Here is a 24,689-nt window from a genome sequence, read left to right as displayed (position 1 = left end):
TTTATTATTTCTTTATCCTTTATATTCACTATTCACTACTCACTATTTTATCTTTCAATTACACTGACACCGCTTCTGACAATATCAACAGGTTTAAATCTTTTAATTGCCTTTAAAAAATTATCAATTCTCTCGGGTCTGTCAACAACACTTACAATCACATGCTTTTCCCCGACATTGCTTATACTTCCGTTATAACATCTGGCAAGTGCATCGATATCTGAGAGATTGTTTTCTATCGAAAATTTAACCATTGTCATTTCTTTTTCTATAAAATCACTGCTTTCAATTACTTTATAAACCGGAATCAACTTATAAAGCTGTTTAACAATTTGTTCAAATACTTTTGGATCACCTTCACTCATTATTGTCATTCTTGAAAACTCGGTGTTTGGAATCGGGGCTACTGTCAATGATGTAATATTATATCCCCTTGCAGCAAACATATTCACCACTCTTGCCAAAACTCCGTGTTCATTTTCAACTATTACAGATATTATTCTTTTCATTTGTCTTCCTTAAATACAAGCATATTTTTAAGAGGGCTGTTAGGCGGCACCATTGGAAGCACATCTTCCCTTCTGTCAACCTGAACATCAATAAATGCCACTTTATTTTGAGTTAAAGCGTCGTTTAATGCATCGATAAATTCATCTTTTTTACTAACCCTGTAACCTACTGCGCCCATACTCTCGGCAAGTTCTACAAAATCGGCCTGAACATCGCTTAAATCGGTTTCACTAAGTCTGTCATTATAAAACATACTCTGCCACTGTCTTACCATTCCAAGATAATTATTATTCAAAATAATATTTATTACCGGCAGATTATATTTGTATCCTGTTAAAACTTCCTGGATATTCATTATAATACTTCCGTCACCGCTGAAATTAACAACCAGTTTTTCCTTAACCCCTCTTTTAGCTCCAAGCGCTGCCGGAAAACCGTATCCCATTGTTCCCAAACCTCCGCTTGTAATCATCTGTCTTGGCTTTGTAAACGGATAAAACTGGGCAGCCCACATCTGATGCTGACCAACATCGGTAGTAATTATTACATCTTCGGGAACAATTTCACCGGTTTTTTGTATTACCCATTGAGGTTTTATTACTTCATCGCTGTCATTGTAAGCCAAAGGGTAAAGTTCTTTATATCTGTTTAAAATTTCGCGCCATTCTTCAAACTTTTCAGGTTTTACACCCTCTACCAAAAACGGCATCATATCTTCGAGTACTAATTTTAAATCCCCTACTATAGGATATTTGGTCTTAACCACTTTACCTATTTGACTGGGGTCTATATCAATATGAACAATATCTGCATTTTTAGCGAATTCGTCTATTTTTCCTGTAACCCTGTCATCAAATCTGGCCCCTAAGGAAATTATCAAATCGGCATCATTCATAGCCATATTTGCAGCAAATGTCCCATGCATTCCAACCATTCCTAAAAGAAACGGACAGTCAAATCTCAAAACACCTCTTGCCATTAATGTCTCGACTGCCGGTATTTTTGTTATTTTGACTATTTCTCTTATAATATCAGCCGCTGTGCTGAGTACTGCACCACCGCCTATATAAAATACAGGTTTTTTTGCTTTTTTTATAGCATCAGCCGCTCTTTTAATGGCTCTTGCATTGCCTTTATATGTAGGTTTATAAGTTATTAAATCTATTTTTTCAGGATATTTAAAAAATGTTTTGGCGGCGGTTACGTCTTTTGGAATATCTATATGTACAGGTCCAGGTCTTCCGCTTCTTGCAAGATAAAAAGCTTCTTTAATAACATATGCTAAATCTTCTACGTTTTTTACTAAAAAGTTATGTTTTGTGACAGGTCTTGTAATTCCGACAGCATCAACCTCCTGAAAAGCGTCGGTCCCAATTGCCGTGGTGGGAACCTGCCCCGAAATAATTACAAGAGGAATAGAATCTGCATATGCAGTGGCAATTCCTGTAATGGCATTTGTAATTCCCGGACCGCTCGTAACCATTGAAACCCCTACTTTACCCGTTGCCCTTGCATAACCGTCTGCCATATGAACGGCACCCTGTTCGTGTTTGGCTAAAATGTGCTGAAAAGATTTCTGTTTATAAATTTCGTCATATACATTCATTATTGCCCCGCCCGGATATCCGAAAACAACCTCAACATTTTCTTTTATCAAACTTTCTATTACCATTTGAGCACCCGTCATTTTCATTTACTGCCTTTTTTATGAAATTATATCAATTTTCTTTAATTTTACACTTTTCATTTTCCATCATTTATTTTCCATTTTACATTCACTTATTGCAACTCCTTCTCTCACACCGTCATCACACACTATACATTCTTTGTATTTGGTGAGTTTGAAAATTTCCCTGAATATATAAATTCCGGTAATTATCAAATCACCTCTGCCAACACCCACTAATTTCTCTCTTTTTTTCATTTCCATTTTCATAAGTTTATCTGCCCAATAATCCAAATCCGCCAAAGTTATAACAGTTCCATTTATTTTTTCCGGATCGTATGTATTATAATTCATACCTTTTTTCAAAGCCGCTATGGAAGTCGGGGTTCCGCTGCTTGCAACAAAATTTTTTGGTTTTTTGTATGTTGAAAATGCAAGGTCTATAAAATCTTTAAAAATTTTGGCCTTTTTCTTAACGGCTATTTTTATTGCGTCAGGTGTTTTATATTTTTGTGTAAAAGTTACAATCCCTAATTTAAAACTTTCAGCCATTATATTGTCTTTATTTTTTAATATAAATTCGGTAGAGCCTCCACCTATATCAATCAAAAAAAATCTTTCATTTTCAAATCCACATTTTTTTAAACAGTTTTCTACCGCAACCGCCGTATAATTTGCCTCCTCAAAAGGAGTGATTATCTCAAATTCCACACCTGTTGCCTCTTTTATTTTATTTAACACATATTCTTTATTTTTAGCGCTTCTTAAAGCTTCCGTCGCCACAGCTTTTATCTTATCTTCACCAAATCTTTTTTTTATATCTTTAATAGCATCTATAATCCTATTTATTGCCTCGTCGGAGATTTGGCCTGTCTCAACCAGCCTGTCGGCTGTTTTTATAATTCTTTCAAATTCTTTCAGCTTTTCATTTGTAGCACAATCATATTTAATAGCCCTAATAGTGTTACTTCCTAAATCAATTGCTATCATTTTTACCTTTCAATTTAATTTATAATTCAAAATTCATCACTCATAATTCACACTCACAACCCGCCGCTTTTCAAGCGGCCGGGCAGACTTTCACCATTTTCACTATTCCCTAACCTGCCCGTTTCCGTAAATTTTATATTTATATGTTGTTAAATCATCTATCCCCATAGGGCCTCTTGCGTGAAGCTTGTTTGTTGAAATACCTACTTCTGCCCCAAATCCGAAAACACCCCCGTCTGTAAATCTGGTAGATGCATTCACATATACACAGGCACTGTCAACCCTGTTTAAAAACTCTTCCGCCACGGAATAATTTTCTGTTATAATACTGTCACTGTGCCCTGAACCGTATTTTTGAATATGTTCAATCGCATCTTTTGCATTATCAACTATTCTGATTGAGAGTATTTTATCCAAATATTCTGCAAACCAGTCTTCTTCTGTGGCTTTATTTATATCAATATATTCCAATGTAATTTCGCAACCTCTAAGCTCAACCCCTTCATTTTCCATTGCCTCTTTTATTTTAGGCAAAAATTTTCCTGCAATTTCTTTGTCCACTAATAATGTCTCCATTGCGTTACAAACGCCCGGTCTTTGGACTTTTGCGTTTATACATATATTTATAGCTTCATCCAATTTAGCATCTTTATGGACATATACATGACACAGACCTTTATCGTGTTTGACTACTGGAACTTTTGAATTTTCACTTACAAATTTTATTAATTTTTCCCCTCCCCTTGGAATAATTAAATCTACAAATTTATCCTGTTTTATAAGAGTGCTGACCCCTCCCCTGCTGTAATCCGGTATTAAGGAAATTGCATCTTTTGGAAGTGAGTTTTTTTCCAAAACATATTGAAGTAGCTCAATAATAATTATATTTGAATGCATAGCCTCTTTTCCGCCTTTTAAAATACATGCATTTCCGCTCATAAAACAAAGTGCTGCGGCATCGCTTGTAACATTTGGACGGGATTCATAAATTATACCTATTACACCGATGGGAATTTTTACTTTTTCAATCCTAAGGCCGTTATCCAAAACCCAACCGTCAATTATTCTTCCCACAGGGTCTTTTAATTTGGCAATATCCCTGAGTGCCCCAGCCATTGATTTTATTCTTTTTTCATTCAATAAAAGTCTATCAATAAGTGCATTTGAAAGTTTGGCATTTTGAGCATATTCCAAATCTTTTTTATTTGCATTTATTATTTTTTCTTTGTTTTTTTCAATTTCATCAGCCATTTCTTTTAAAACTTTTCTTTTTATATCCGCTTTTAAGGTTGCCGTTATTCTGCTTGCTTCTTTTACTTTTTGTAACACTTCTTCCATATTAATCCTTTTTTATATATTATTTTACCATAATTAAAAATTTAATAAAAAAAGCCCGTAAAATAATGAATATTTATTCATTAAATTTTTAAAAATATATTACTTTTTAAAAACCGTTACTTTTTTACACATAAAAATTAATAATTGAGAATATTTGAAACATTGATAAACAATTGAGTTATAATAAAAGAAAAAAAAAGGAGCATAAATGCCTCAAAATTCATGTGATAAATTATATGATTTAATAATTATAGGAGCTGGTCCCGGAGGTGTGGCAAGTGCTATAGAAGCAAAACTTGCGGGTATAAATAAATTTATGATTGTGGAAAAAGCCGACAATCATAACGACATGATTAGAAAATTCTATAAACCGGGGAAAAGAGTTGACAAAGACTGGCAGGGTAAAAAATTTGAATTTATCGGAAACGTAACTTTTGAAGAATGCTCAAAAGAAGAATATTTAGCCCAGATGGACAAAAAAATAAAAGAGAATAAAATCGAAGGCAGATTTTATTATAATCACCATGTATATGCAGTTAAAAAAATATGTGATGATATTTTTGCCGTTGCGACAGACCATGAACTCGGAGCAATTCTTACAAAAAATGTAATAATTTCAATAGGAAGAATGGGAAAACCGAATAAACCGGCTTATAAATTCCCGGGAGCTATAAGACCAAGACTTAATTTTAACCTTGATAAAGTACAACCTGGTGAAAAAGTCTTGATAGTCGGTGGCGGAGATACAGCCGGGGAGTACGCATACGGCCTTGTGGATATGAATATCGGATGCGATGTCACATTAAATTACAGAAGAGATAAAATTACCAGAATGAACCCTACAAATAAAGATATGGTTGAAAAATATATAAACGAAGGGAAAATTCATTCAAAACTTGGTGTGGATATAGAAAGCGTGGAACCTGTGGAAAATGATGATGTCACTCCTCCAAGAGTAAAAGTAAATTATAAAGATTCTACAAGCGAAATTTTTGACAGAGTTGTTTATGCCTTAGGCGGAACAAGCCCGGTAGATTTTTTAAAAAACAGCGGAATTAAACTAAATGAATGGGGTGAGCCTCATTATAACCCCGAAACAATGGAAACAAATATAAAAGGATTATATACAATAGGAGATGTTGTTACAAGTGCCGGAAGTATAGCTTTGGCATTTAACCATGCACATCTTGCTCTCAAAGATATAGCCAAAAAACTTTAATTTTTTTTGGCAACGCATTTTAAAATTTCTATAGATTTGATTTTATTTACTCTTTTTATTAGTTCATCTAATTCATTTAACTGTTCTTCACATTTTTGTTTAAGTTCGTCTCTTTTTTCTTTTAAGATTTCTAACTCTTTTTCAATCTGCTCCATTGGTATGGTACATTCTTTTGCAGCTTCTTCTTCTTTTTCCAAAGCCCATTCGGTCATTTTTTTGATAAAATCTTTCAGCATATCAATCCTTTTTTAGAAATTATATCATAAGGAGACAAAATGCTAAAAAAGGCGGCAGAATTAATTCAATCTTCCAATTACACAGTTGCGTTCACAGGTGCGGGTATATCTGTTGAAAGCGGTATTCCGCCGTTTAGAGGGCCAAACGGCTTATGGAGTAAATATAATCCTGAAATTTTGGATATGGATTTCTTTTTAAATCATCCTGATATCAGCTGGAAATACATAAAAGAAATATTTTACGATTATATGTATAACGCCAAACCGAACATTGCCCATTACTGCTTTGCAAAACTTGAAAACTTGGGAAAACTAAAAGGTATAATTACACAAAATATAGATAATCTGCACCAAGATGCAGGAAGCAAAAATGTTATTGAATTTCATGGCACTACTAAAAAACTGGAATGCATAAAATGTAAAACAAAATATGATTCAAATAAAATATCTTTGGATAAATTACCGCCGCTCTGTCCAAAATGCGGAGGAATTTTAAAACCGGATTTCGTATTTTTTTCTGAGCCTATACCAAAAGAAGCATTTGAAAAATCCATAGAACTTGCCCAAAAGTGCAATTTAATGATTATTATCGGAACAACAGGGGAAATAATGCCTGCAAGTCAGATACCTTATTTAGCAAAAGAAAACGGTGCTAAAATTATTGAAATAAATCCGGATAAATCAACTTATACCAATACTATAACAAATATTTATATTCCTCTAAAAGCAACCAAAGCTTGTGAAAAATTACAAAAGCTGCTAATATAACATCAAAAAAGGGAAAAAATGAAAATCGCCATTCCTACTTCAAATGAAAAAACCATTTGCGAATATATTCCTTTTTGTAAATATTTTCTTATAATAGACACTGATACAAATATAAGAAAATTAATAGAAAACCCTATGTTTGAAATTGTAAAAAAAGAAAAAATAAAGAAAAAAGAATGCGGTGAAAACGGCCTTCATACAGGAGAAATAATTCCAAAATATTTAAAATCATTCGGCATTGAAATGTTAATTGCAAAAAGTTTAGGAGAGGGAATGCTCGATAATCTGGAAATTTTCTCAATAAAATATAAAATTACCGATTCAGACAAAATAGAGGATATATTACTCGGCTTTTAATTTTGTTGCAAATAAAAGACCTATTAAAAGCATACAAATACTAAACATATATAAAACATTGTATCCCAAATATTTAAGGATTATTCCTCCCGGGATGGCAAAAAAGAGCCCTATTGAAGTTATTGTGTTTTGAATTGCCACATATATGGGTCTTTTATCTTCAGGGGCTATTTCAAAAAGCAGATTCATACCGCTTATTTTAAACCCGTCCATTGCAAAACCTATTAAAAAGAAAACAGCAGCATAACTTACAATATTTTTAGCAAACATTGCAATTATAAAAGCCGTAATTACCAATGTATAAGAAGATAAAATAATTTTCTTATAAAAAGGGGCCAGTTTTTTCCAGACTATATTGCCGCAAAGTGCCCCAAACATCTGTATAGTGACAAAACTTCCCACAATCCAGCCGGTTAAATGTATGGAGCTTTTGGCTTTTAAAATTACAAAAGGAAGCGCAAATAAAACAGAATAACTTAAAAGAATAGTTAATATCTGAATTTGAAGTGCTTTGTCCGTTTTTAAAAAAATATATGAATTTTTCAAAAATTTAAAAAAACTCTCTTCTTTAATTCTTATATTTTCTTTAACAGGTTCTTTTATGGTTGAAAATGCAAAAACACCTATACCGAACAAAAAAGCACTTACCATAAAAAGAAATCCGTAACTTTGAGGCGCCTCGAATGTATTAAGCACCCATCCTGCAATCCCGCCGCTAATAATTGCACCTACGGCGGAAAAAAACTGTCTGTTTGCCATTGATTTACCGCGCTCGGTTTTATTAAAAATTTTTGCTATTATCTCACTGAAATACACAGCCCCAAATCCTGCCGAAAAAGAAAAAACAAAAAGAAGTATTCCGAAAAGCAGCAATGTAAGAGAAGGATTTTTATCTCCTATAAATAAAATTACAACACCTATTAAAAACCAGCTTAAAAACCTTACAAAAAAAACACCTCTCATATAAGGCATTACTATTTTATAACTCTGTGCATAAAAAGCCGCAAAAAGCTGAACAATTATCGCCCCTCCCCTTAAAAGAGAAGTAAAAATACCCACGAGTATAACACTCTGGCTAAAATGGTGGACAATAAGAGGTAAAATAGTCGAAGGCTCGGCCACGCTCATTGCAACTGCCAAAAAAAATCCGTGCAGTATATTTTTTATATTATTTTCTTTATAATTCATTATTTCCTTTCATATTTACTCACCACCCCGCCGCTTTTCAATCGGCCGGGCAGGCTCACCACTCACCACTCACCACTCACCACTCACCTCTCACCACTCACCACTCACTTATATTATATCCCGCCTCACTTAAAAATCTGCTTGGAGCGTATTGTATATTTTTAATTCTGTCTCTTTTTGCCAGCATAAAAAAAAGTTTATCTTTCGCCCTTGTTACGGCTACATAAAAAAGGCGTCTTTCTTCTTCAATTCCCCCTGCCGGTTTTGAAAGTTTGATATTCGGAAATCTTTTTTCCATTAAATCCACGATATAAACTTCTTTAAATTCCAATCCTTTACTTGCATGCACCGTTAATAAATTGACACCCCTGCCTTCGCTCATTTCATTTCCCCCGAGCACCAATGCATTTATAAATTTTTCCAATGATGAATAATTTTTAAGTAAATTTTTTAAAATTTCCACTTTTCTTTTTATTGCATCTTTTTTTTCGTCATACAAAGCTGTATCTATTTTTCCGTTTTTGTCACGGGAACGCTCTTTTGCCAAATTTGAAATTATATGATCAAATATTTTGGAACGAATAAGTTCATTAAAAATAGAATGTGGGTTTTTTAAAATTTTTATTCTTTTTAAAAACAGATAAAAATTATATAAAAATTCGGCCCCTTCAATTCCAAGTTTGGGATGTTTTAAAATAGGATTTTCCAAAAATTTTTCCTCAAATCCCAAATTTTTAAATCTGCTTAAACTCCCCAGTTCTATAAAATCATCAAAAAGACCCAACTGATAAGATGTCTTTTTTGCTGTAAATATTTTTTTATTCAAATCCGGTTTTAAAAACCCTTCTATCACATTTCCGTTTCCCAAAACACTCAAAGCCTCAAATAAATCGGTTGCGATGGAATTTCCTATTCCTTTTGCATTTTCTACTATATGAATAAAAGACATAATATCTTTGGGATTTAAAATAAAATATAACATATCAAGGGTTATTTTGATTTCTTTTGATTCAAAAAAACCGACCCCGCCTTTTCTCCTGCATTCAACTCCTTTTTCTCTTAAAATAGCTTCTATTGCATCTGCCGATGAATTGTTTCTAAAAAGTACCGCTGTTTCGTCTTTTTTAGTAGTGGAATTTAAAATCCTGTTTGCTAAGTCTCTGTATTCCTCAAACGTATCGTTATAAATCAATACTTTTGGAAATTCTCCCGAATATCCCCTTGTCACTTCCAAACTTTTTGGATAAACTCTCGGATTATAGGCTATCACTTTATTTGCAATTGATAAAATTTCCCCGTAACTTCTGTAATTTTTCGTCAGTGTAAAAATTTTTGCATCATCATATCTTTCATCAAACGTGGAAATAATATTAATATCCGCTCCGTTAAAAGCATAAATACTCTGGTCGTAATCCCCGACACAAAAAAGATTTTTTTTAACATTTTCTATAAATTCGTTTTGTAGGGGATTGGTATCCTGGTATTCATCAACCAATACCTCCGTATATGGATTTTCAATTCCGTTTTTGAGCTCATTAATCATATATATTAACAATGAATCAAAATCAACAAGATTATGTTTTTTTTTAATTTCTTCATATTCCTCAAATATATCCTCATAAACAATTGAATATTCAAGCTGGCTGGGTGCTTTTTTTTCTAAAAAATTCTCAAAATTTTCTTCATTTGAATTTAAAAACATAGAATAAAGTTCAAAAAGATAATTGGCGCTGTAAGGCTTTTCTTCCCCCAATATTCTGTTAAAATCCCTTTTTGCATAAATAGAACGGAATAAAATCTTCATATCTTTAGGTGTTTTTAATACTATATTTTTATTTAATTTCCTTAACCATCTGTAACTTACGGCGTGAAATGTTCCTGCTTCAATATTTTTAGCACTCGGAATAAAGCGAGAAACCCTTTCTTTCATTTCATTTGCGGCTTTGTTTGTAAAGGTTAAAAGCAGTATTTCTTCCGGTTTTAAACCGTTTTGAAGCAGATATGCGATTCTTCCTATAATTGTTGAAGTTTTTCCCGTACCGGCACTCGCTATTACCAAATTATGACCAAGCGGAGCGCTTGCGGCGACAAATTGTTCTTTATTTAATTTCGATAAAGGCAAAAGCACCCTTTTTGGTGGAATTATACTATTATTCTTTTATAAATTCTCCTATTTTTGCATAACCTTCATTATCTAAAATAATCTGGGAACAGGTTTTGTTTGATTTATTAAAAATAAAAGGGGCTTTAAAATTAACAACCGCTTCTGTAATAGGCTCTTTCATTACAACATTGCAAAACACTTCTATATCAGAATTTTCATTCAAATCCAAAAGTACTTTTACATCGTTTGGCACTTCAAAATCAAAATTATTTTTTAAAATAAAAGGATTAATCAATGTAAATAAAACATTCCCTTTAACATCTTTTAAAACTGCAAACGTTTCATCAATCTTTTGAAGTTCCACTTCGTTTATTTTTTCAAATCCAAAAATCGGTTTTTTAACTGAAAATTTCATCATTTCTCCTTAATTTTTAATTTCTGTCCCTATTCCTTCGCTTGTTAATAATTCAAGCAAAATGGAATGCTCTATTCGCCCATCTATAATATGGGCTTTTTCAACCCCTTTTTCCACTGCATCAAGTGCAGCTTCAACTTTTGGAATCATTCCTCCGGCAATTGTGCCGTCTTTTTTTAAATTTTCTATTTCTTCTTTTGTAAGAGAAGAAATTAAATTTTTCTCTTTATCCAAAACTCCGGGCGTATCCGTTAAAAATATCACTTTTTTAGCTTTAAGGGAAGCGGCTATTTCACTTGCAGCGGTATCTGCATTGATATTATATCCCGGATGAGTTGCACTCTCCCCTGCCGCTATCGGCGCAATTACCGGAATTAAGTTTTCCAAAACCAATTTATTTATAAAAACCCCGTTAACCGAAGTAATTTTTCCGGTGTATCCCATTAAAGATTTAGCCCTCATAAAAGACATATCTTTTCCGTTTATACCTATTGCTTTTGCCCCGTGCTGATTTAACATATTCACTATTTCCTTATTAATTTCACCGCTTAATACCATTTCGGCAATTTTTATTGATTCTTTTGTAGTAACTCTTATTCCGTCTTTAAATTCAGTTTTTACATTCAGGGCGTTTAAAATTTCCGTAATTCTTTTGCCTCCGCCGTGGACAATAACAGGTTTTATCCCGACCATATAAAGCATAGTAATATCAATGGCAAAACTCTCTTTTAATCTTTCGTCAATCTGAGCCGCACCGCCGTATTTTATAACAATTGTTTTTCCGTAAAATTCCTTTATAAAAGGAAGGGCGTCAAGAAGTGTTTCAACCGTTTTTATCTTTTTTTGCATTTTATCCCTTTAAAAAATGAAATCTATAAATTCTTTTATTTCTTTAAAAAACTGTTTAAATAAATTATTTCTTATTTTTTTGTTAAATATTAAATTGCTTACCATTACAAACTCGTTTTATATTTAATAGGATCTTTTATTCCCGCCTTTTCAAAGCCCTTGAGCCTTAGTCTGCAACTGTCGCATACTCCGCAGGCCTCCTCTTCATTTTTATAGCAGCTCCAGGTAAGTTCAAGCGGCGCATTGACTTTAATGGCTTCTTTTACAATATCTTCTTTTTTTAGATGAATTAAAGGGGTTTTAATTTCAATAACGGTTTCAGGTTTCGTTCCGGCATTAATTGCATTTTGCATTTTTTTTATAAAATCTTCCCTGCAGTCCGGATAACCGCTGCTGTCTTCCTCCACAACCCCTATAAAAACGGCGCATGCTTTTTCTTTTTCCGCAATAGCTGCTGCAATTGAAAGAAATATACCGTTTCTAAACGGAACATATGTAATCGGAATTCCGGGTTTTATCCCCTCCGTCGGCACTTCAAGATGTGTATCCACAAGGGCGCTTGCCCCGATTTGGGTAAAAAAAGGCAAATCAATTATATACTTATTGGTAATTTTTGCAAATTCACAAATATCGTTAAATGCTTTTAATTCCCTTTTTTGGGTTCTTTGTCCATAATTAAAATGAACAGGTATTATGTCATATCCTTCTTTTTTTGCAATAAACAAAGCTGTAGTGGAATCCATTCCACCGCTCAAAATTACAACGGCTTTTTTCATTTTTACTCCTAATATTAAACACTGCCTTAATCAAAAATTTACATTATTTATTATAATTTTACTAAAAAAAGGAAAATAATGATAGATTTTGACAACAGGAGTAATTATAATTTTAATATAAACAAATTAAAACCGGTTTATGAATATCTCACAGATAAAGATATAGAACTGATTTTAACAGATAATAATGAAATTAAAGCTTTAAATAAAGAATACCGCAAACTGGATAAACCCACAGATGTATTAAGTTTTCCTCTTGAAAATATTCCCGGTATGCCACTTGGCAGTATTGTAATTTCAATTGATAAGGCAAAAGAAGGCTCTGTTAATTTTGGTCACTCAATTGATGAAGAAATAACACTGCTTTTTATCCACGGGCTTTTGCACCTGCTTGGATATGATCATGAAATTGACAACGGGGAGATGAGACAAAAAGAGGCTGAAATAATTAAAAAATTCAATCTGCCTGAAAGTTTAATTGTTAGAAGCTAAATTGATTTTATAAAGTTTTTTCCTCTCTCTGGAGCTGGGGATTTCAAGGGCGTCCCTGTATTTGGAAATAGTCCTTCTTACTAAATTAAGATTATATTTTTCATTTATAATATCCGTTAATTTATCGTCGCTTAAAGGCTTGCTTTTATTTTCATTTTTAATAAGCTCTTTTATTTCTTCTTTTATCTGTCTTGCTGAAATTTCTTCATCCAGGCCGAAAGAAAAAAAATTTTTAAGAGGTATTGTACCTTTGTCACATAAAAGATATTTGTTTGCAATAGCTCTGCTGATAGTGGAAGGCGCATATCCCAACTCATCAGCCAAATCTTTTATTTTCATGGGTTTTATAACTCCGCCTAAGAAAAATTCATACTGAATCTCAACAATCATAAGGGCAATTTTTTTTAAAGTCTCCTTTCTCATTTCAAGTGCTTCGACTATATTTCTCGCCTCTTTAAATTTTTCTTTTACATATTCATTGTTTAATTCTTTTTTATTTATATTTACTTCGGGATAATGTTCGTCATTTAGTTTTATTTCCAGATTTCCGTCATTATTTAAAACTATAATTTCAGGAATAATTTCCTCGTCCTTAAAAAATTCACCCGCAGGAATAATGTTAAGCTGTTTTATTACTTTTAAACTCTCTTCATAACCATCTTCATCAACATATCTGTCTATATGCTCCAAATCTTTTATTATGGCTTTTGAAAGTCTATATACCTTTTCATCTATATTCAGAGTTTCAATCTGAAAAAGCATAGCTTCTTTCATATCTTTTGCACCTACACCTGAGGGCTGTAGATAAATAAAACGTTTTCTTATTTTTTCCACTTTTTCAGGCTCCACACCTGTTTTTTGCGCTATTTTTTTAATATCACCTTCAAAATAACCTTCATTGTTTAAATCCTGGATAATTTCTAAAGCAATGCTTTTTGATTTCTGTGTAGGGAAAAAGTGGGAATTTTCTATCTGTTTTATCAATGTTTCATATAAAGTAGATTTAGAAGTGGTTAAAGCTTCTATTTCGTCAGTGTTGGCATTTTTAAGATTACTGATTGTAATAAATCTTTTGTTTTTAACCTCCAAAAAAGGATTTTCTTTTGAAATTTCATTTATTTCTTCAAACAAATCATCTACGCTTGCTTTTAAAAACGGTAAAAAATTCAGCAGTTTTGTAGAAAGTTTATTTGTTATTTTTGTTTTTAATTTCATAAAGAAAAATCCTCTCCCAAATAGCTTTTTCTGACTTCTTTATGAGATACAATTTCTTCGGCTTTGCCCTCAGTCAATATAAGTCCGTCTTTTAAAACATAGGCCCTGTCGCATATTGAAAGCGTCTCCCTGACATTATGGTCTGTAATAATTATACCGATATTTTCCTTTGAAAGAAAAGTTATCAGATGCTTAATGTCATTTACATTCACAGGGTCCACCCCGGCAAAAGGCTCATCAAGAAACAGAAATTTGGGTTTTACGACAAGAGCCCTTGCTATTTCCACCCTTCTTCTTTCACCTCCGCTCAAATTTATACCTTTTCTTTTTCTTATAGGCTCAATATTGAATTTTTCAAGCAAATCTTCCACCACTTTTTCTTTTTCTTTTTTGTCATAATATTCTTCCGCAACAATATATAAATTATCTTCAACACTCAAATCCCTGAAAATTGAGCTCTCCTGCGGCAGATAACCGATACCTAACCTGGCTTTTTTATATAAAGGGAGTTTTGTCACATCTTTGTTTTCATAAATAACTTCCCCGCTATCAGGTTTTAAAAGTCCGCAGATTAGATAAAAAGTTGTTGTTTTTCCGGCACCGTTAGGCCCGAGTAATCCTACAACCTCCCCTCTTTTAGCCTCAATGCTGACACCTTTTATAATTAAATTTTTTTTAAAAGATTTTTTAAGATTTTTTGCTATAAGTTTTGACATTCAAAAAGCCTTTTATCATTATCTATCGTAATTTTTATAAAAAGATATTCAATTCCGAAACTTTCCAAAACAGGGGTTAAATCTTCTCCCCATTCGATAAAATGATATCCCTCTTTTTCAAGTTCATCCAAAAGCCCGAGACTTAAAAATTCATTTACACCTTTATTGTATAAATCATAATGAAAAATTATGCCTTCATAAATATTTTGAATAGCAAAAGTGGGGGAAGTGGCATTTTCTTTTATACCCATCCTTTTGACAAACTCTTTAACAAGTGTGGTTTTTCCGCTTCCAAGAGTCCCGCTTAAAATAATAATATTTTTACCACTATTTTTTATACAATCAATTACATTTTTTAAATCTTCAATTGTTTTTATCTCAAATTTTCCATTTTCCATTATACATTTTCCATTATTTTAGTTTATTGCTGATTTCTATTATTTTTTTAAGATGTTTTACAGCCCTGCCGCTGTCAATCGCTTCGGCAGCCAAATTTAAACCTTCCTCAATTGATTTTGCTTTTCCGTCTACAAAAAGTGCGGCACCGGCATTTAATAAAACTGCTTCTCTTTTAGCATCCTTTATAACTCCTTCTAAAATTCCTCTGGTGATTTTTGCATTTTCTTTTGCATCTCCTCCTACTAAATCTTCTTTTTTCCCGTTGATTCCAAAACTTTCAGGTCTGATTGTTAAATCCTCTAATTTAACCCCGTTATAATAAACAGCTTTGGTTGGCGCTGCAACTGAAATTTCATCCATTCCGTCAAGACTGCTTACAACCATAGCCGAATTTATATCCATAAGAGTTAAGGCTGATGCAATTTTTTCCACAAAATCGGGAGAAAAAACTCCTAACAAATATTTTTTTGCTCCGGCGGGATTGGTAAGAGGACCTAAAATATTAAAAATAGTCCTATGACTCAAACTTTTTCTAATTGGCATAATATATTTCATTGCCGGATGATGATTTATTGCAAAAATAAATGTAAAGTGAGCCTCTTCTAACATTTTTACCTGATTTTGGGGAGTCAGATTAAGATTAATTCCTAAAGCTTCAAGCATATCCGCACTTCCGGACTTACTTGTAATGCTTCTGTTTCCGTGTTTTGCCACAACACTTCCAAGAGATGATATTAAAAGGGCTGTTGTGGAAGAAATATTAAAACTGTTGGATTTATCCCCGCCCGTTCCTACAATATCAATTAATTTGTCTCTTAGTTCATCACTCACAGGGAGTTTAACGGAATGCTCTCTCATAACATCAGCGGCGGCGGCTATTTCGCTGGGGCTTTCCCCTTTTTTATAGAGTTCAATCAAAAAATCTTTTGCTTCATCTTCTCTCATTTCATTATTAAAAAGTTTCTCAAATTTTTCTCTTGCCTCATTATACTCCATTTATTCTCCTTATTAAAAATTTTTAACTTGGAACTTGGCAACTTGGCTACTCACCACTCACCATTCACCATTCACTATTTTCACCATTTTCACACTTTCACTCTCAATTTAGCTTACAAACTTTCCGCTTCTGATTCTGTCCGCTTCCATAATCTCAATTTCCCTTGCACCGCTTACGACTATTCCTTCATCAGGCACATAATTAAGTTCATTGTTGCGCTCTTTATAATCAACGGCATTTAAAATTACTTTCATAGCATTTAACCTTGCCAAATGCTTATCATCACTTCTGATAACAGTCCAAGGGGCGTAATGCGTGTGAGTTGCTTTTAGCATTTTATATTTCATTTCTGTAAATTCATCCCATTTATCCTGTGCCTGCAGGTCTATTTCACTTAGTTTCCACTGCCTCAAAGGGTCTCTTCTTCTTTTCTCAAACCTTTTAGCCTGTTCTTCTTTTGAAATTGAAAGATATATCTTAACTAAAATTGTCCCTTCCATTACAAGGGATTTTTCAAACATAGGGCATTCTTCAATAAAAGTTTCATACTGCTGCTGAGTGCAAAATCCAAAAACGGGTTCAACCATTGCCCTGTTGTACCAGCTACGGTCAAACAATACCATTTCTCCGCCTCTTGGAAACTGTTCTACATATCTTTGAAAATACCATTGGGTTTTTTGAACATCGCTCGGTTTACCAAGGGCAACCACACGGTAGTGTTTTTCGTTCATATATCTGACAATTCTTCTAATAGTCCCGCCTTTTCCCGCTGCGTCTCTTCCTTCAAACAAAACAACCATTCTTACAGAATTTTCTTCCAAATAATTTTGCAGTTTTATAAGCTCGGCCTGATATGGCTTTAACTGCTGTTCCTGCAAATATTTTTTTAACGCTTTTTTATTGGAATATTTTAACTCAACATAATCATTTATCAAATCATCCAGTTTCATTTTTTTATTGCCGACTAATACATATTCCGGATTTTTAATTTCATTTATGTTAATTTCCTGCATTTACAACCCCCGGTATTTTTTGATATTATACCAATTAACAAGTGAAAAGTTAAAATTGAAAAATGAAAAAATGTCACTTTATACTTTTAATTTTTAAAAAGGGGATTTTATTGATTATAGCCATTTATAATATAAAAGGAGGCGTGGGCAAAACCACAACATCTGTTAATTTAACATATGCGGCTGCCAAAAACAGTAAAGTTTTATTATGGGACTTAGACATTCAGGGAGCTAGCAGTTATTTTTTTAATAAAAATCCGAAAAAAAGAAAAATTTATAAAAAGCCTGTAGAAAAAATAATCAAAAATACAAAATACAGCAATATCTACATAATTCCAGCAGACACTTCACTTGAAAGATATAAAAATTCGATAAAAACAATACTTCAGGACATAAAAAACTTATATGATATAATAATCATAGACGCCCCTGCGGTTTTAAGCCCCCTTACAAAAGACATCGTAAAATATTCGGACATTGTAATTGTTCCGGTTCTTCCCAATATTTTATCACTAAGGACTTATAACCAGCTGGTAAAAGAGAATTTAAATAAAAACATTAAACTTTTTGTAAACGCCTTTGAAAGAAAGCCCACGCACAGGGAAATTATAAAATGTATTTTAAAGCTTCCTAAATCACAGTATCTTAAAACGTATATTCCAAAAGACGAAAGAATCGAGAGAATGGCTGTTGATAAAATGAGCGTAGTGGAAAAATATCCCAAAGACAAAATATCAAGAGCCTATGAAAAACTTTTAAAAGAGATTATTTAGACCTGTTTACAATTTTATCCGCCAGAATTTCTAATTTTTGTATATTATATTTTTCAATTGCTTTTTTAGCACTGTCCACCAAATTTTTGGCTTCCAGCAGACATTTTTCTATAATCAAATCCTCTTGCATTTTCTCTTTTATCCAGTTTTTTTCATTTTCATTTAAATCTTTTTTAAACAGTGAAACCAATTTTTCTTTTTCTTCATTATTTAATCTTTCAAACAGATAAATATAAGGAAGCGTGGTTTTTCCTTCTTTAAAATCATGCATATTTGGTTTTCCAAGCGTTTTTTCATCCTGGGTAATATCCAAAACATCATCAACTATCTGAAAAGCAAGCCCTATGTTTTTACCGTACAATCCGAAATCGTTTTCATCAAAACCTTTTGTAAGTGCAGCCGCCCTGCATGCCGCTTCAATCAATGAAGCTGTTTTTTTATAAATCATCTGCATATATTTATTTTTATCAAGGTTTATTTTGTTTGAGAGTTTCACATCTTCAAGCTCTCCCTGAGAAAGCAAATATACTGCATTTGAAATAATTTTGGCTATTTTTTCACCAAAATCAACAAGTTCGTAAAAAGCCCTTGAATAAATAATATCCCCAAGCATAACAGCACTAAATTCCCCGTATTTTGCATTAATGGATTTCACACCTCTTCGTATGTCGGCTTCGTCAATCACATCATCATGCAATAAACTTGCCAAATGCACTGCTTCTACCACAGCGGCCAGTTTTTCAGCCTCAGGGTTTATAATTGTTATCAGTTTACCCCTGACGCCTTTTCCTTTTTGTATATCTTTATATTCTTCAAAATCCCTAAACATATCATCTAAAATATCAAAATACATTTTATTCCTTTAAATCCGCTTTTACTTTTTTACCGTTAAACAGATATATTGTAAATATTGCAATTTTACCATTAAAACCGTCAAATTTTATATAAAAATATGGATAATTATCGGGAATTTTGGCAACGGGAACTTTAAATGCGTTTTGGGAAAAAACCTGCTGAAGCTCAACCTGTCCTGGAAAATTATCATATCTGTATAAAACGGTAATAATATCGTTGATATATAAAGTCCATCTCATCTCAAACGGATAAACTTTCTTTAAATAATAAACATCCATTTTAAAAAGCTGGTCTTTTTTTAATTTAACAGTATGCGGGAATCTGAGAGGCACAGCCAAAAGAAAAAGAGGTAAAAATAATAAAAAAATTTTATTCATTTTTTGTCAGAATCTTTGACATGGTATCAATATACAAATCATTTTGCATCTCTTCAAATTCATCAGATTTATTGAAAACAACCTCGTTTATTTTTTGATCCACTTCATCCCCAAAACTCTCTTCAGCCAAAATTTCCAATGCTGCAAGCCTTTTGAACACGTCTTCCAATTCGTCAATTACTAAATTTTTATTTGCATTAAAAACAATTTCAAAAAATTTGTCTTTGGGTGTTTTGTTTTCATCAAAAAAATCATTCATAATAAACCTTTTTTTTATTTAATTTAACATATTAAATCAATTTTTGCAAATTATTTTCAATTTCTTCTATTTCTTTTTCATCTAAAACCGATTTTAATTCCTGAATAAAAAGACCTTTTTCTTTTTTAAAATAAGCCCTTAAAATTTCTTCAAAATCATCAAATTTCAAAAACGCATCCATACTTTTTTCCACACATTTTGCTTTCATAAAATCCAGCATCCTAAAAAGGATATCCCTTACTAATTTGTTTTTCAAAACAAATTTTTTAGCTTTTTCATTTGTAACAGAATAAAACTGTAAATTAAAATGATAATCTAATTCACTTCTTATATCTTTAATTAAATCCATTAATTCTTCATAAAAGGCATCCTGATTTTCCAAATTAAAATTATCCCTTAAAAATTTCATTTTTTTATAAATATCTTTTATCTCTTTTTGATGTTCAATTATCGGTTTTAACATAAATCTCCTTTATAATAAAATATAAAAACACAACACATAAACCTGTTAAGGAAAAATAAAGGGCTTTCATTTCCCCGAAAAACTGCCAGATATTTCCTATAACACCTGCCCCAAGAGCTCCGCTTATTGCGACACCTCCGTAAAATATACCATAAACGGTTGATTTATTCACTGCAAACTTTGAAATATAACTCCTTATTGCATTTAAGCTTGAAACCGTAAAAATACCCAAAAATATAAAAGCTAAAACAATTTCATTGTATAAAAGCATAAGCATAGAAAGAATTCCAAATACAAAACCTATAGACAAAATACTTTTACTGCCGATTTTATCTATCTGAATTCCAAAATAATAACTTGAAACTGTCTGAGTAAAATTATAAAGCACTATAAATAAAGGAATAAAAGCCATATCAATTCCTGCTTCCTTAGCTTTTATTATAAAAAACGAATCGTTAAACATAAAAAAAATAAACAGAAAATATATAACTAAAATTCCAAGAAGTTTTCTGTCTTTTGAAAAATCAAATTCTGTTTTTTTTCTTTTGTACGGGGCGTCATTCACAAAAAAAGCGACAATTATTACCGCTATGATTCCCGGTATCAATGTAAATACAAAAATATCCCTGAAAATATTTTCATTTTTCCCCAGATAATAAAGAGCCAAAAAAGCAATCACAGCCCCGCTCATTTCACCCGCGACGTCAAGCATTTTATGAAAACCGAAACTTTTTCCACTTTTAGCTCCGCTGTAAGCGCTGATTAAACTGTCTTTGCTCGCCGCCCTTATCGCCTTTCCCATTCTCTCAAGAGCCCTTAAAAGGGCTATGCTTTTATAAGTATGTGAAAAATAAAGCAAAGGTTTTGTAACGGCCGAAATTATATAACCTGTAACAACAAACGGTTTTACAATCTGATATCTGTCGGATAAAAAACCAAAAAAAATTCTGAAAATATATGACACAAAAGTTGCAATTGCAACGACATATCCCAGTTTATCAACACCTTCGTTTAAAACGTAAACAATAAAAAGAGGCAAAATAGAAGTAACCATACTGCTTGCCATATCCGTAAAAAAACTTACAAACCCTAAAGCCACAATATTTTTATTTATCATTTTAACTCCAAAAATAAATTATAAACCCTCCCCAGACAAAAACAGGTATAAAAACACTTACAAAAACCCCAAATGCGGAAATATCTTTTGCTTTTTTCGCCAAATGATGAAAATCTTCGCTTGCCAAATCGACCGTTTTTTCTATAGCTGTGTTAAAAATTTCCGCAATAACCGGGAAAAGCATACTTGAAAACATAAATATTTTCGCCCACAAAGGATAAGGAAGTATTACCAATACAACACTCATCAAAACAAAAAAGAATATTTCTATTTTGAAAGAAACTTCTTTAAATACTTCTTTTGCACCGTCCATTGCATATAAAAAATTGTTTTTTAAAGAATATTTCGGTTTCATTTTTTTCTTTTTTTATGAAATTATACTATGTTATAATTTTAAATATTAAAAATTTGAAAGCTTAAAAATGGATATAAACAAACTGACATACGGGCCTGTTCCTTCAAGAAGACTTGGAAGAAGTCTGGGAATAAACAATATTCCTGCAAAAATATGTTCATATGCGTGTATTTACTGCCAGCTGGGAAACACTTTAAAAATGAGCATTGAAAGAAAATCTTTTTATAATCCTGAGGATATTTATTTAAGTGCAAAAAAAAGGATTTCTTCTTTAAAAGAAAAAAACGAAAAAATTGATTATCTTGCATTTGTGCCCGACGGAGAACCTACTTTAGACATAAATCTAGCCAAAGAAGCGAACCTTTTAAAAGAATTTAACATAAAACTTGCAATAATAACCAACGGTTCTTTAATGTACAGGGAAGATGTGCAAAACGATTTAATGCAATTTGAGTGGGTCAGTTTAAAAGTTGATTTCGCAGTTAAATCCGTCTGGAAAAAAATAGACAGACCCCACGGAAAATTGAATTTTGAAGATATAAAAAAAGGATATATTGATTTTTCAAAAAAATACAAAGGTTTATTAAATACCGAAACAATGCTTGTAAAAAACATAAATGACGATGAAGAATCCCTTAAAAAAACAGCCGGATTTATAAAAACTTTAAATCCTAATAAAGCCTATATTTCAATTCCAATAAGACCTCCGGCAGAAAATAATATTCAAATTCCGGATGAAGAAGATATAAACAGAGCATATTTAATTTTCAATGATTACGGGTTAAACACCGAACTTTTAGTTCAATACGAAGGAGATAATTTTACATATACAAATGATTTTGAAAAAGACATCCTTGCCATTACATCAGTGCATCCGATAAGAGAAGACGCACTTGAGAAATTTTTAAAAAAATCCAATGCCTCATGGCAGAATGTTGAAAATCTTATAAAAAAACAGTTAATAAAAAAAACTTTTTACAACAACCATTATTATTTTTCAAGAATTTTAAAAAAAGAAGCTGTTTAATTCTTAAAAATTTTATCAATAATCAGCCCTTCCATCAGTGCCGCAATCAGTGTATACAAAGAAATAAAAAAAGTAAATTTCCAGCCGAAATAATTTAGCATAACAGGAAGAAGCGGAACTTTTATAGCCCTTGCATAAAAAAAAGTTGCAATATATCCGTAATTTAAACCTTTTTTTATCAAATTTTCAATCAGAGGATACCATCCGTACATTGGACCGTGGGAAACAACACCCGCAATTAAAGCTATAAAATATCCCATTTTTTTATTTGAAAAATATTTAATCAGTTTTTTAGGGCTTACAAAATAATTTATAATAGCCGTTATTAAAACCACTACCAATAAAATCGGTATTATTCTTATTAAAATTTTTTCACTTTTTTCCAAAGCAAAAACAAATTTATCATAATTGAAAACAGCAACAATTGTATATACAACTATAACACTTGTTAAAAATTTTATTCCACGAAAATTCAATTTATTGACTTTAGTGTCAATACAACAGACACAGAAACAATAATGGTAAAAATAAAGGAGAGTAGATTTCTGTAAACTGTAAATTTAACACTTAAAATCTCAGCTTCCGCCGGAAGCTGGACAATACCAAGAGTTACCCATGCCAGAATGAAAGAGCTCACAGCATACATTGAGACCCCTTCTTTTAACAGTTCTCCGCCTATAATATAACTGACAATCGCCTGCCCCACGGCCACAGCCCCCGCAACAGTTCCGCTAAGCGTATCCGTTACAGGATTTCCGCTAAAAAAAGAAGCCAATAAATCTTTTGATACAAAAACCTGAAAAAGCCCCACAAGCCCGATTACTGCTAAAAAAAGAGGGAGCATAAAAATTAGCTCTTTAAAAGAATTTTTTAAAATAAAAAAAAATCTTTTCATTGAATGGTCTTTAAATTCTTTTTTATAAATTCACTAAATTTTTCGAATATTTTGGTTTTTATTTTATTTTTATGATAAACAAGATAAAAATCCCTTTTTAAATTTAAATTCTTTATTTTTATTTTAAATAATTCACCTCTTTTTATTTCTTCTTTAACAGCATATTCGGAAATACAGGTTATTACATCAGGATTTTTTAAAAGCATTTTTATTTCGCTTATTGAGTTTGTTTCATAAAAAACAGGTAAATCGATATCATAAATTGCATTTAAAAACATTTCTCTTGTACCGGAACCAGTTTCTCTTAAAATCCATCTTTTATTGAAAAGTTCATCTATAAAGTATTCTTTTTTTAATTTTTTATCACTGCTTACAATTATCAGCCTGTCCTCCCCGATTTTTTCTCTGATTATGTTTTTATTTTCAATTTCACTTTCAATAAAACCAAAATCGCTTTTTCCCTCAAGAATGGAATTAACAATAAATTTTGAATTTTCATTTTTTTTATTTATTGAAATTTTGGGATAATTTTGTTTAAATTTATAAATAATTTCAGGTAAAACAAAACTTCCTATGGTTTTACTGGCAATAATATTCATTTCTCCTATTAAATTATTTTCATTGAAAAGATGCTTGGCATCTATTAACTCGGTATAATTTTTATATGTTTTTTCTTTAAAAACACGGCCGTATTCATTTAAAACAAGTTTTTTTCCGATTCTGTTAAATAAATTAACTCCCAAATCCTCTTCAAGGGATTTTAATGCAAGTGATACCGCACTTTGAGAAATATTTAATCTTTTGGCAACCGCACTAGGAGAATTATATTTGCAAAGTTCGTAAAATATATTCAATTCTTTAAGGGTCATTTTTTATCCATTAATTTTTTTAATTATTTTAACAAATTTTTTTAATTTTTTAAACCTAAAACAAATATTTATAATTTCACAAAAAAAAAGGAGTTATATGTTTACAAAAACCCAATTACCCCATACACTAAACGGAATTTTATTTGTGGGGCTGTTTTCAACTGCAGCATGGTATATTGCAAGTTTTTCTTTTTTTAAAAATTTAGGACTTTCACCTTTGATTATAGGTATAGTTATAGGAGCTTTTTATGCAAATACCTTGAGAAATCATCTGCCCCAAGAATGGAATCCTGGAATTAATTTTTCAACAAAAACCCTGCTTAGGGCCGCTATCATATTTTACGGATTCAGAATCACATTTCAAACATAGCGGCTGTAGGAATTCCTGGAATTTTCGCATCTACTATGATTGTAACTTTTACATTTATTATCCTGTCTCTTATACACATCT

At 31.9% G+C, this 24,689-nt stretch carries 31 protein-coding genes; 7 read left to right on the top strand and 24 right to left on the bottom strand.

The window, feature by feature from the left end; all coding sequences use genetic code 11:
* Nucleotides 1-47 precede the first annotated feature (47 nt).
* The 4 genes from ilvN to DZ68_RS0109260 form a co-directional block, all read right to left on the bottom strand.
* Nucleotides 48-509 (bottom strand): acetolactate synthase small subunit, encoded by a 462-nt coding sequence (gene ilvN / locus DZ68_RS0109275; protein WP_024788319.1) that lies wholly within the window; start codon nt 507-509, stop codon nt 48-50.
* Nucleotides 506-2,203 (bottom strand): acetolactate synthase large subunit, encoded by a 1,698-nt coding sequence (locus DZ68_RS0109270; protein ID WP_024788318.1) that lies wholly within the window; start codon nt 2,201-2,203, stop codon nt 506-508. The genes ilvN and DZ68_RS0109270 overlap by 4 nt, the downstream gene beginning before the upstream one ends.
* 60 nt (nt 2,204-2,263) lie before the next feature.
* On the bottom strand, nt 2,264-3,166 hold the full coding sequence (locus tag DZ68_RS0109265; RefSeq protein ID WP_024788317.1) for a phosphatase: 903 nt from the start codon (nt 3,164-3,166) through the stop codon (nt 2,264-2,266).
* 102 nt (nt 3,167-3,268) lie between these two features.
* On the bottom strand, nt 3,269-4,504 hold the full coding sequence (locus DZ68_RS0109260; protein WP_024788316.1) for a glutamate-5-semialdehyde dehydrogenase: 1,236 nt from the start codon (nt 4,502-4,504) through the stop codon (nt 3,269-3,271).
* 208 nt (nt 4,505-4,712) lie between these two features.
* Here DZ68_RS0109260 and DZ68_RS0109255 point away from each other — a divergent pair, with 208 nt between their 5' ends.
* Entirely contained in the window at nt 4,713-5,723 is a 1,011-nt protein-coding gene (locus DZ68_RS0109255; protein ID WP_024788315.1) for an NAD(P)-binding domain-containing protein, read from the top strand.
* Here DZ68_RS0109255 and DZ68_RS0109250 read toward each other — a convergent pair.
* The gene (locus tag DZ68_RS0109250; protein ID WP_024788314.1) at nt 5,720-5,959 is read right to left on the bottom strand and encodes a hypothetical protein; all 240 of its coding nucleotides are present in this window, start codon (nt 5,957-5,959) and stop codon (nt 5,720-5,722) included. The genes DZ68_RS0109255 and DZ68_RS0109250 overlap by 4 nt on opposite strands.
* A gap of 39 nt (nt 5,960-5,998) precedes the next feature.
* Here DZ68_RS0109250 and DZ68_RS0109245 point away from each other — a divergent pair, with 39 nt between their 5' ends.
* Complete coding sequence (locus DZ68_RS0109245) at nt 5,999-6,727, top strand: NAD-dependent deacylase (protein ID WP_024788313.1); 729 nt, start codon at nt 5,999-6,001, stop codon at nt 6,725-6,727.
* Nucleotides 6,728-6,745: 18 nt separating this feature from the next.
* Nucleotides 6,746-7,084 carry a NifB/NifX family molybdenum-iron cluster-binding protein gene (locus DZ68_RS0109240; RefSeq protein WP_024788312.1) on the top strand — a complete coding sequence of 113 codons (339 nt, stop codon included), beginning with the start codon at nt 6,746-6,748 and terminating at the stop codon, nt 7,082-7,084.
* On the opposite strand, the gene DZ68_RS0109235 is transcribed toward DZ68_RS0109240, so the two are convergent.
* The 5 genes from DZ68_RS0109235 to queC form a co-directional block, all read right to left on the bottom strand.
* The gene (locus tag DZ68_RS0109235; protein WP_024788311.1) at nt 7,070-8,272 is read right to left on the bottom strand and encodes an MFS transporter; all 1,203 of its coding nucleotides are present in this window, start codon (nt 8,270-8,272) and stop codon (nt 7,070-7,072) included. The two genes, DZ68_RS0109240 and DZ68_RS0109235, sit on opposite strands and share 15 nt — an antisense overlap.
* A 97-nt stretch (nt 8,273-8,369) precedes the next feature.
* Nucleotides 8,370-10,394 (bottom strand): ATP-dependent helicase, encoded by a 2,025-nt coding sequence (locus DZ68_RS0109230; RefSeq protein ID WP_024791050.1) that lies wholly within the window; start codon nt 10,392-10,394, stop codon nt 8,370-8,372.
* 28 nt (nt 10,395-10,422) lie between these two features.
* Nucleotides 10,423-10,791 (bottom strand): flagellar assembly protein FliW, encoded by a 369-nt coding sequence (gene fliW / locus DZ68_RS0109225; protein WP_024788309.1) that lies wholly within the window; start codon nt 10,789-10,791, stop codon nt 10,423-10,425.
* Between the two features lie 9 nt (nt 10,792-10,800).
* Nucleotides 10,801-11,640 carry an acetylglutamate kinase gene (gene argB, locus DZ68_RS0109220; RefSeq protein ID WP_024788308.1) on the bottom strand — a complete coding sequence of 280 codons (840 nt, stop codon included), beginning with the start codon at nt 11,638-11,640 and terminating at the stop codon, nt 10,801-10,803.
* A 104-nt stretch (nt 11,641-11,744) separates the two neighbouring features.
* A complete protein-coding gene (gene queC / locus DZ68_RS0109210; protein WP_024791049.1) occupies nt 11,745-12,416 on the bottom strand; it encodes a 7-cyano-7-deazaguanine synthase QueC in 672 nt (223 codons plus the stop codon).
* A 78-nt stretch (nt 12,417-12,494) separates the two neighbouring features.
* Between queC and ybeY the strand changes: the two genes are divergently transcribed.
* Nucleotides 12,495-12,908, top strand: a complete 414-nt coding sequence (ybeY, locus tag DZ68_RS0109205) for an rRNA maturation RNase YbeY (RefSeq protein WP_024791048.1) — start codon at nt 12,495-12,497, stop codon at nt 12,906-12,908.
* On the opposite strand, the gene DZ68_RS0109200 is transcribed toward ybeY, so the two are convergent.
* The 5 genes from DZ68_RS0109200 to ppk2 form a co-directional block, all read right to left on the bottom strand.
* Nucleotides 12,891-14,123, bottom strand: coding sequence for an RNA polymerase factor sigma-54 (locus DZ68_RS0109200; protein ID WP_024788305.1), 1,233 nt, complete (start codon nt 14,121-14,123; stop codon nt 12,891-12,893). The genes ybeY and DZ68_RS0109200 overlap by 18 nt on opposite strands.
* The gene (gene lptB / locus DZ68_RS0109195) at nt 14,120-14,839 is read right to left on the bottom strand and encodes an LPS export ABC transporter ATP-binding protein (RefSeq protein WP_024788304.1); all 720 of its coding nucleotides are present in this window, start codon (nt 14,837-14,839) and stop codon (nt 14,120-14,122) included. Before lptB ends, DZ68_RS0109200 begins: the two co-directional genes overlap by 4 nt.
* Nucleotides 14,824-15,237, bottom strand: coding sequence for a tRNA (adenosine(37)-N6)-threonylcarbamoyltransferase complex ATPase subunit type 1 TsaE (gene tsaE / locus DZ68_RS0109190; protein ID WP_024788303.1), 414 nt, complete (start codon nt 15,235-15,237; stop codon nt 14,824-14,826). Before tsaE ends, lptB begins: the two co-directional genes overlap by 16 nt.
* Nucleotides 15,238-15,250: 13 nt before the next feature.
* A complete protein-coding gene (gene trpD / locus DZ68_RS0109185; RefSeq protein ID WP_024788302.1) occupies nt 15,251-16,234 on the bottom strand; it encodes an anthranilate phosphoribosyltransferase in 984 nt (327 codons plus the stop codon).
* Between the two features lie 108 nt (nt 16,235-16,342).
* Entirely contained in the window at nt 16,343-17,248 is a 906-nt protein-coding gene (gene ppk2 / locus DZ68_RS0109180; RefSeq protein ID WP_024788301.1) for a polyphosphate kinase 2, read from the bottom strand.
* 110 nt (nt 17,249-17,358) lie between these two features.
* Between ppk2 and DZ68_RS0109175 the strand changes: the two genes are divergently transcribed.
* Nucleotides 17,359-18,021 (top strand): ParA family protein, encoded by a 663-nt coding sequence (locus tag DZ68_RS0109175; RefSeq protein ID WP_024788300.1) that lies wholly within the window; start codon nt 17,359-17,361, stop codon nt 18,019-18,021.
* Here the strand turns inward: DZ68_RS0109175 and DZ68_RS0109170 are convergent.
* From DZ68_RS0109170 to DZ68_RS0109145, 6 genes are read right to left on the bottom strand one after another with little or no spacing between them, the layout of a single operon-like run.
* On the bottom strand, nt 18,014-18,874 hold the full coding sequence (locus DZ68_RS0109170; RefSeq protein WP_024788299.1) for a polyprenyl synthetase family protein: 861 nt from the start codon (nt 18,872-18,874) through the stop codon (nt 18,014-18,016). The genes DZ68_RS0109175 and DZ68_RS0109170 overlap by 8 nt on opposite strands.
* A 1-nt stretch (nt 18,875) precedes the next feature.
* Nucleotides 18,876-19,253, bottom strand: coding sequence for a hypothetical protein (locus DZ68_RS0109165; RefSeq protein ID WP_024788298.1), 378 nt, complete (start codon nt 19,251-19,253; stop codon nt 18,876-18,878).
* The gene (locus tag DZ68_RS0109160) at nt 19,246-19,512 is read right to left on the bottom strand and encodes a DUF2018 family protein (protein ID WP_024788297.1); all 267 of its coding nucleotides are present in this window, start codon (nt 19,510-19,512) and stop codon (nt 19,246-19,248) included. The genes DZ68_RS0109165 and DZ68_RS0109160 overlap by 8 nt, the downstream gene beginning before the upstream one ends.
* 31 nt (nt 19,513-19,543) lie before the next feature.
* On the bottom strand, nt 19,544-19,975 hold the full coding sequence (locus tag DZ68_RS0109155; RefSeq protein WP_024791047.1) for a hypothetical protein: 432 nt from the start codon (nt 19,973-19,975) through the stop codon (nt 19,544-19,546).
* The gene (locus DZ68_RS0109150; RefSeq protein WP_024791046.1) at nt 19,956-21,092 is read right to left on the bottom strand and encodes an MFS transporter; all 1,137 of its coding nucleotides are present in this window, start codon (nt 21,090-21,092) and stop codon (nt 19,956-19,958) included. The genes DZ68_RS0109155 and DZ68_RS0109150 overlap by 20 nt, the downstream gene beginning before the upstream one ends.
* Nucleotide 21,093: 1 nt before the next feature.
* Complete coding sequence (locus DZ68_RS0109145; RefSeq protein ID WP_024788294.1) at nt 21,094-21,447, bottom strand: diacylglycerol kinase; 354 nt, start codon at nt 21,445-21,447, stop codon at nt 21,094-21,096.
* Between the two features lie 67 nt (nt 21,448-21,514).
* On the opposite strand from DZ68_RS0109145, the gene DZ68_RS0109140 reads away from it, so the two are divergent.
* Nucleotides 21,515-22,474, top strand: coding sequence for a radical SAM protein (locus DZ68_RS0109140; RefSeq protein ID WP_035907612.1), 960 nt, complete (start codon nt 21,515-21,517; stop codon nt 22,472-22,474).
* On the opposite strand, the gene DZ68_RS0109135 is transcribed toward DZ68_RS0109140, so the two are convergent.
* Genes DZ68_RS0109135 through DZ68_RS0109125 form a run of 3 tightly spaced genes read right to left on the bottom strand, consistent with a single transcriptional unit; the run spans nt 22,471 to nt 24,238 of the window.
* Nucleotides 22,471-22,950, bottom strand: a complete 480-nt coding sequence (locus DZ68_RS0109135; protein WP_024788292.1) for a permease — start codon at nt 22,948-22,950, stop codon at nt 22,471-22,473. The two genes, DZ68_RS0109140 and DZ68_RS0109135, sit on opposite strands and share 4 nt — an antisense overlap.
* Nucleotides 22,947-23,369: a hypothetical protein gene (locus DZ68_RS0109130; protein ID WP_024788291.1), complete on the bottom strand. Its 423-nt coding sequence runs from the start codon at nt 23,367-23,369 to the stop codon at nt 22,947-22,949. The genes DZ68_RS0109135 and DZ68_RS0109130 overlap by 4 nt, the downstream gene beginning before the upstream one ends.
* The gene (locus DZ68_RS0109125; RefSeq protein ID WP_024788290.1) at nt 23,366-24,238 is read right to left on the bottom strand and encodes a LysR substrate-binding domain-containing protein; all 873 of its coding nucleotides are present in this window, start codon (nt 24,236-24,238) and stop codon (nt 23,366-23,368) included. Before DZ68_RS0109125 ends, DZ68_RS0109130 begins: the two co-directional genes overlap by 4 nt.
* A gap of 97 nt (nt 24,239-24,335) precedes the next feature.
* Here DZ68_RS0109125 and DZ68_RS0109120 point away from each other — a divergent pair, with 97 nt between their 5' ends.
* Entirely contained in the window at nt 24,336-24,608 is a 273-nt protein-coding gene (locus DZ68_RS0109120; RefSeq protein WP_024788289.1) for a putative sulfate exporter family transporter, read from the top strand.
* Nucleotides 24,609-24,689 lie beyond the last annotated feature (81 nt).

It is taken from the genome of Lebetimonas sp. JS085, from assembly GCF_000523295.1.
Taxonomy (GTDB): domain Bacteria; phylum Campylobacterota; class Campylobacteria; order Campylobacterales; family Nautiliaceae; genus Lebetimonas.
This window is presented reverse-complemented; position numbering and strand designations above follow the sequence as displayed.

What these genes read in the sequence shown, in the direction of transcription:
- DZ68_RS0109145 (WP_024788294.1), bottom strand. Translation starts at nt 21,447, where the DNA reads ATGAAACCGAAATATTCTTTAAAAAACAATTTTTTATATGCAATGGAC.
- trpD (WP_024788302.1), bottom strand. Translation starts at nt 16,234, where the DNA reads ATGGAGTATAATGAGGCAAGAGAAAAATTTGAGAAACTTTTTAATAAT.
- DZ68_RS0109240 (WP_024788312.1), top strand. Translation starts at nt 6,746, where the DNA reads ATGAAAATCGCCATTCCTACTTCAAATGAAAAAACCATTTGCGAATAT.
- DZ68_RS0109165 (WP_024788298.1), bottom strand. Translation starts at nt 19,253, where the DNA reads ATGAATAAAATTTTTTTATTATTTTTACCTCTTTTTCTTTTGGCTGTG.
- ilvN (WP_024788319.1), bottom strand. Translation starts at nt 509, where the DNA reads ATGAAAAGAATAATATCTGTAATAGTTGAAAATGAACACGGAGTTTTG.
- DZ68_RS0109155 (WP_024791047.1), bottom strand. Translation starts at nt 19,975, where the DNA reads ATGTTAAAACCGATAATTGAACATCAAAAAGAGATAAAAGATATTTAT.
- DZ68_RS0109120 (WP_024788289.1), top strand. Translation starts at nt 24,336, where the DNA reads ATGTTTACAAAAACCCAATTACCCCATACACTAAACGGAATTTTATTT.
- DZ68_RS0109265 (WP_024788317.1), bottom strand. Translation starts at nt 3,166, where the DNA reads ATGATAGCAATTGATTTAGGAAGTAACACTATTAGGGCTATTAAATAT.
- DZ68_RS0109270 (WP_024788318.1), bottom strand. Translation starts at nt 2,203, where the DNA reads ATGAAAATGACGGGTGCTCAAATGGTAATAGAAAGTTTGATAAAAGAA.
- DZ68_RS0109150 (WP_024791046.1), bottom strand. Translation starts at nt 21,092, where the DNA reads ATGATAAATAAAAATATTGTGGCTTTAGGGTTTGTAAGTTTTTTTACG.
- DZ68_RS0109235 (WP_024788311.1), bottom strand. Translation starts at nt 8,272, where the DNA reads ATGAATTATAAAGAAAATAATATAAAAAATATACTGCACGGATTTTTT.
- queC (WP_024791049.1), bottom strand. Translation starts at nt 12,416, where the DNA reads ATGAAAAAAGCCGTTGTAATTTTGAGCGGTGGAATGGATTCCACTACA.
- DZ68_RS0109130 (WP_024788291.1), bottom strand. Translation starts at nt 23,369, where the DNA reads ATGAAAAGATTTTTTTTTATTTTAAAAAATTCTTTTAAAGAGCTAATT.
- lptB (WP_024788304.1), bottom strand. Translation starts at nt 14,839, where the DNA reads ATGTCAAAACTTATAGCAAAAAATCTTAAAAAATCTTTTAAAAAAAAT.
- ppk2 (WP_024788301.1), bottom strand. Translation starts at nt 17,248, where the DNA reads ATGCAGGAAATTAACATAAATGAAATTAAAAATCCGGAATATGTATTA.
- argB (WP_024788308.1), bottom strand. Translation starts at nt 11,640, where the DNA reads ATGCAAAAAAAGATAAAAACGGTTGAAACACTTCTTGACGCCCTTCCT.
- DZ68_RS0109140 (WP_035907612.1), top strand. Translation starts at nt 21,515, where the DNA reads ATGGATATAAACAAACTGACATACGGGCCTGTTCCTTCAAGAAGACTT.
- DZ68_RS0109260 (WP_024788316.1), bottom strand. Translation starts at nt 4,504, where the DNA reads ATGGAAGAAGTGTTACAAAAAGTAAAAGAAGCAAGCAGAATAACGGCA.
- DZ68_RS0109255 (WP_024788315.1), top strand. Translation starts at nt 4,713, where the DNA reads ATGCCTCAAAATTCATGTGATAAATTATATGATTTAATAATTATAGGA.
- ybeY (WP_024791048.1), top strand. Translation starts at nt 12,495, where the DNA reads ATGATAGATTTTGACAACAGGAGTAATTATAATTTTAATATAAACAAA.
- DZ68_RS0109160 (WP_024788297.1), bottom strand. Translation starts at nt 19,512, where the DNA reads ATGAATGATTTTTTTGATGAAAACAAAACACCCAAAGACAAATTTTTT.
- DZ68_RS0109250 (WP_024788314.1), bottom strand. Translation starts at nt 5,959, where the DNA reads ATGCTGAAAGATTTTATCAAAAAAATGACCGAATGGGCTTTGGAAAAA.
- DZ68_RS0109170 (WP_024788299.1), bottom strand. Translation starts at nt 18,874, where the DNA reads ATGTATTTTGATATTTTAGATGATATGTTTAGGGATTTTGAAGAATAT.
- DZ68_RS0109200 (WP_024788305.1), bottom strand. Translation starts at nt 14,123, where the DNA reads ATGAAATTAAAAACAAAAATAACAAATAAACTTTCTACAAAACTGCTG.
- DZ68_RS0109245 (WP_024788313.1), top strand. Translation starts at nt 5,999, where the DNA reads ATGCTAAAAAAGGCGGCAGAATTAATTCAATCTTCCAATTACACAGTT.
- fliW (WP_024788309.1), bottom strand. Translation starts at nt 10,791, where the DNA reads ATGAAATTTTCAGTTAAAAAACCGATTTTTGGATTTGAAAAAATAAAC.
- DZ68_RS0109125 (WP_024788290.1), bottom strand. Translation starts at nt 24,238, where the DNA reads ATGACCCTTAAAGAATTGAATATATTTTACGAACTTTGCAAATATAAT.
- tsaE (WP_024788303.1), bottom strand. Translation starts at nt 15,237, where the DNA reads ATGGAAAATGGAAAATTTGAGATAAAAACAATTGAAGATTTAAAAAAT.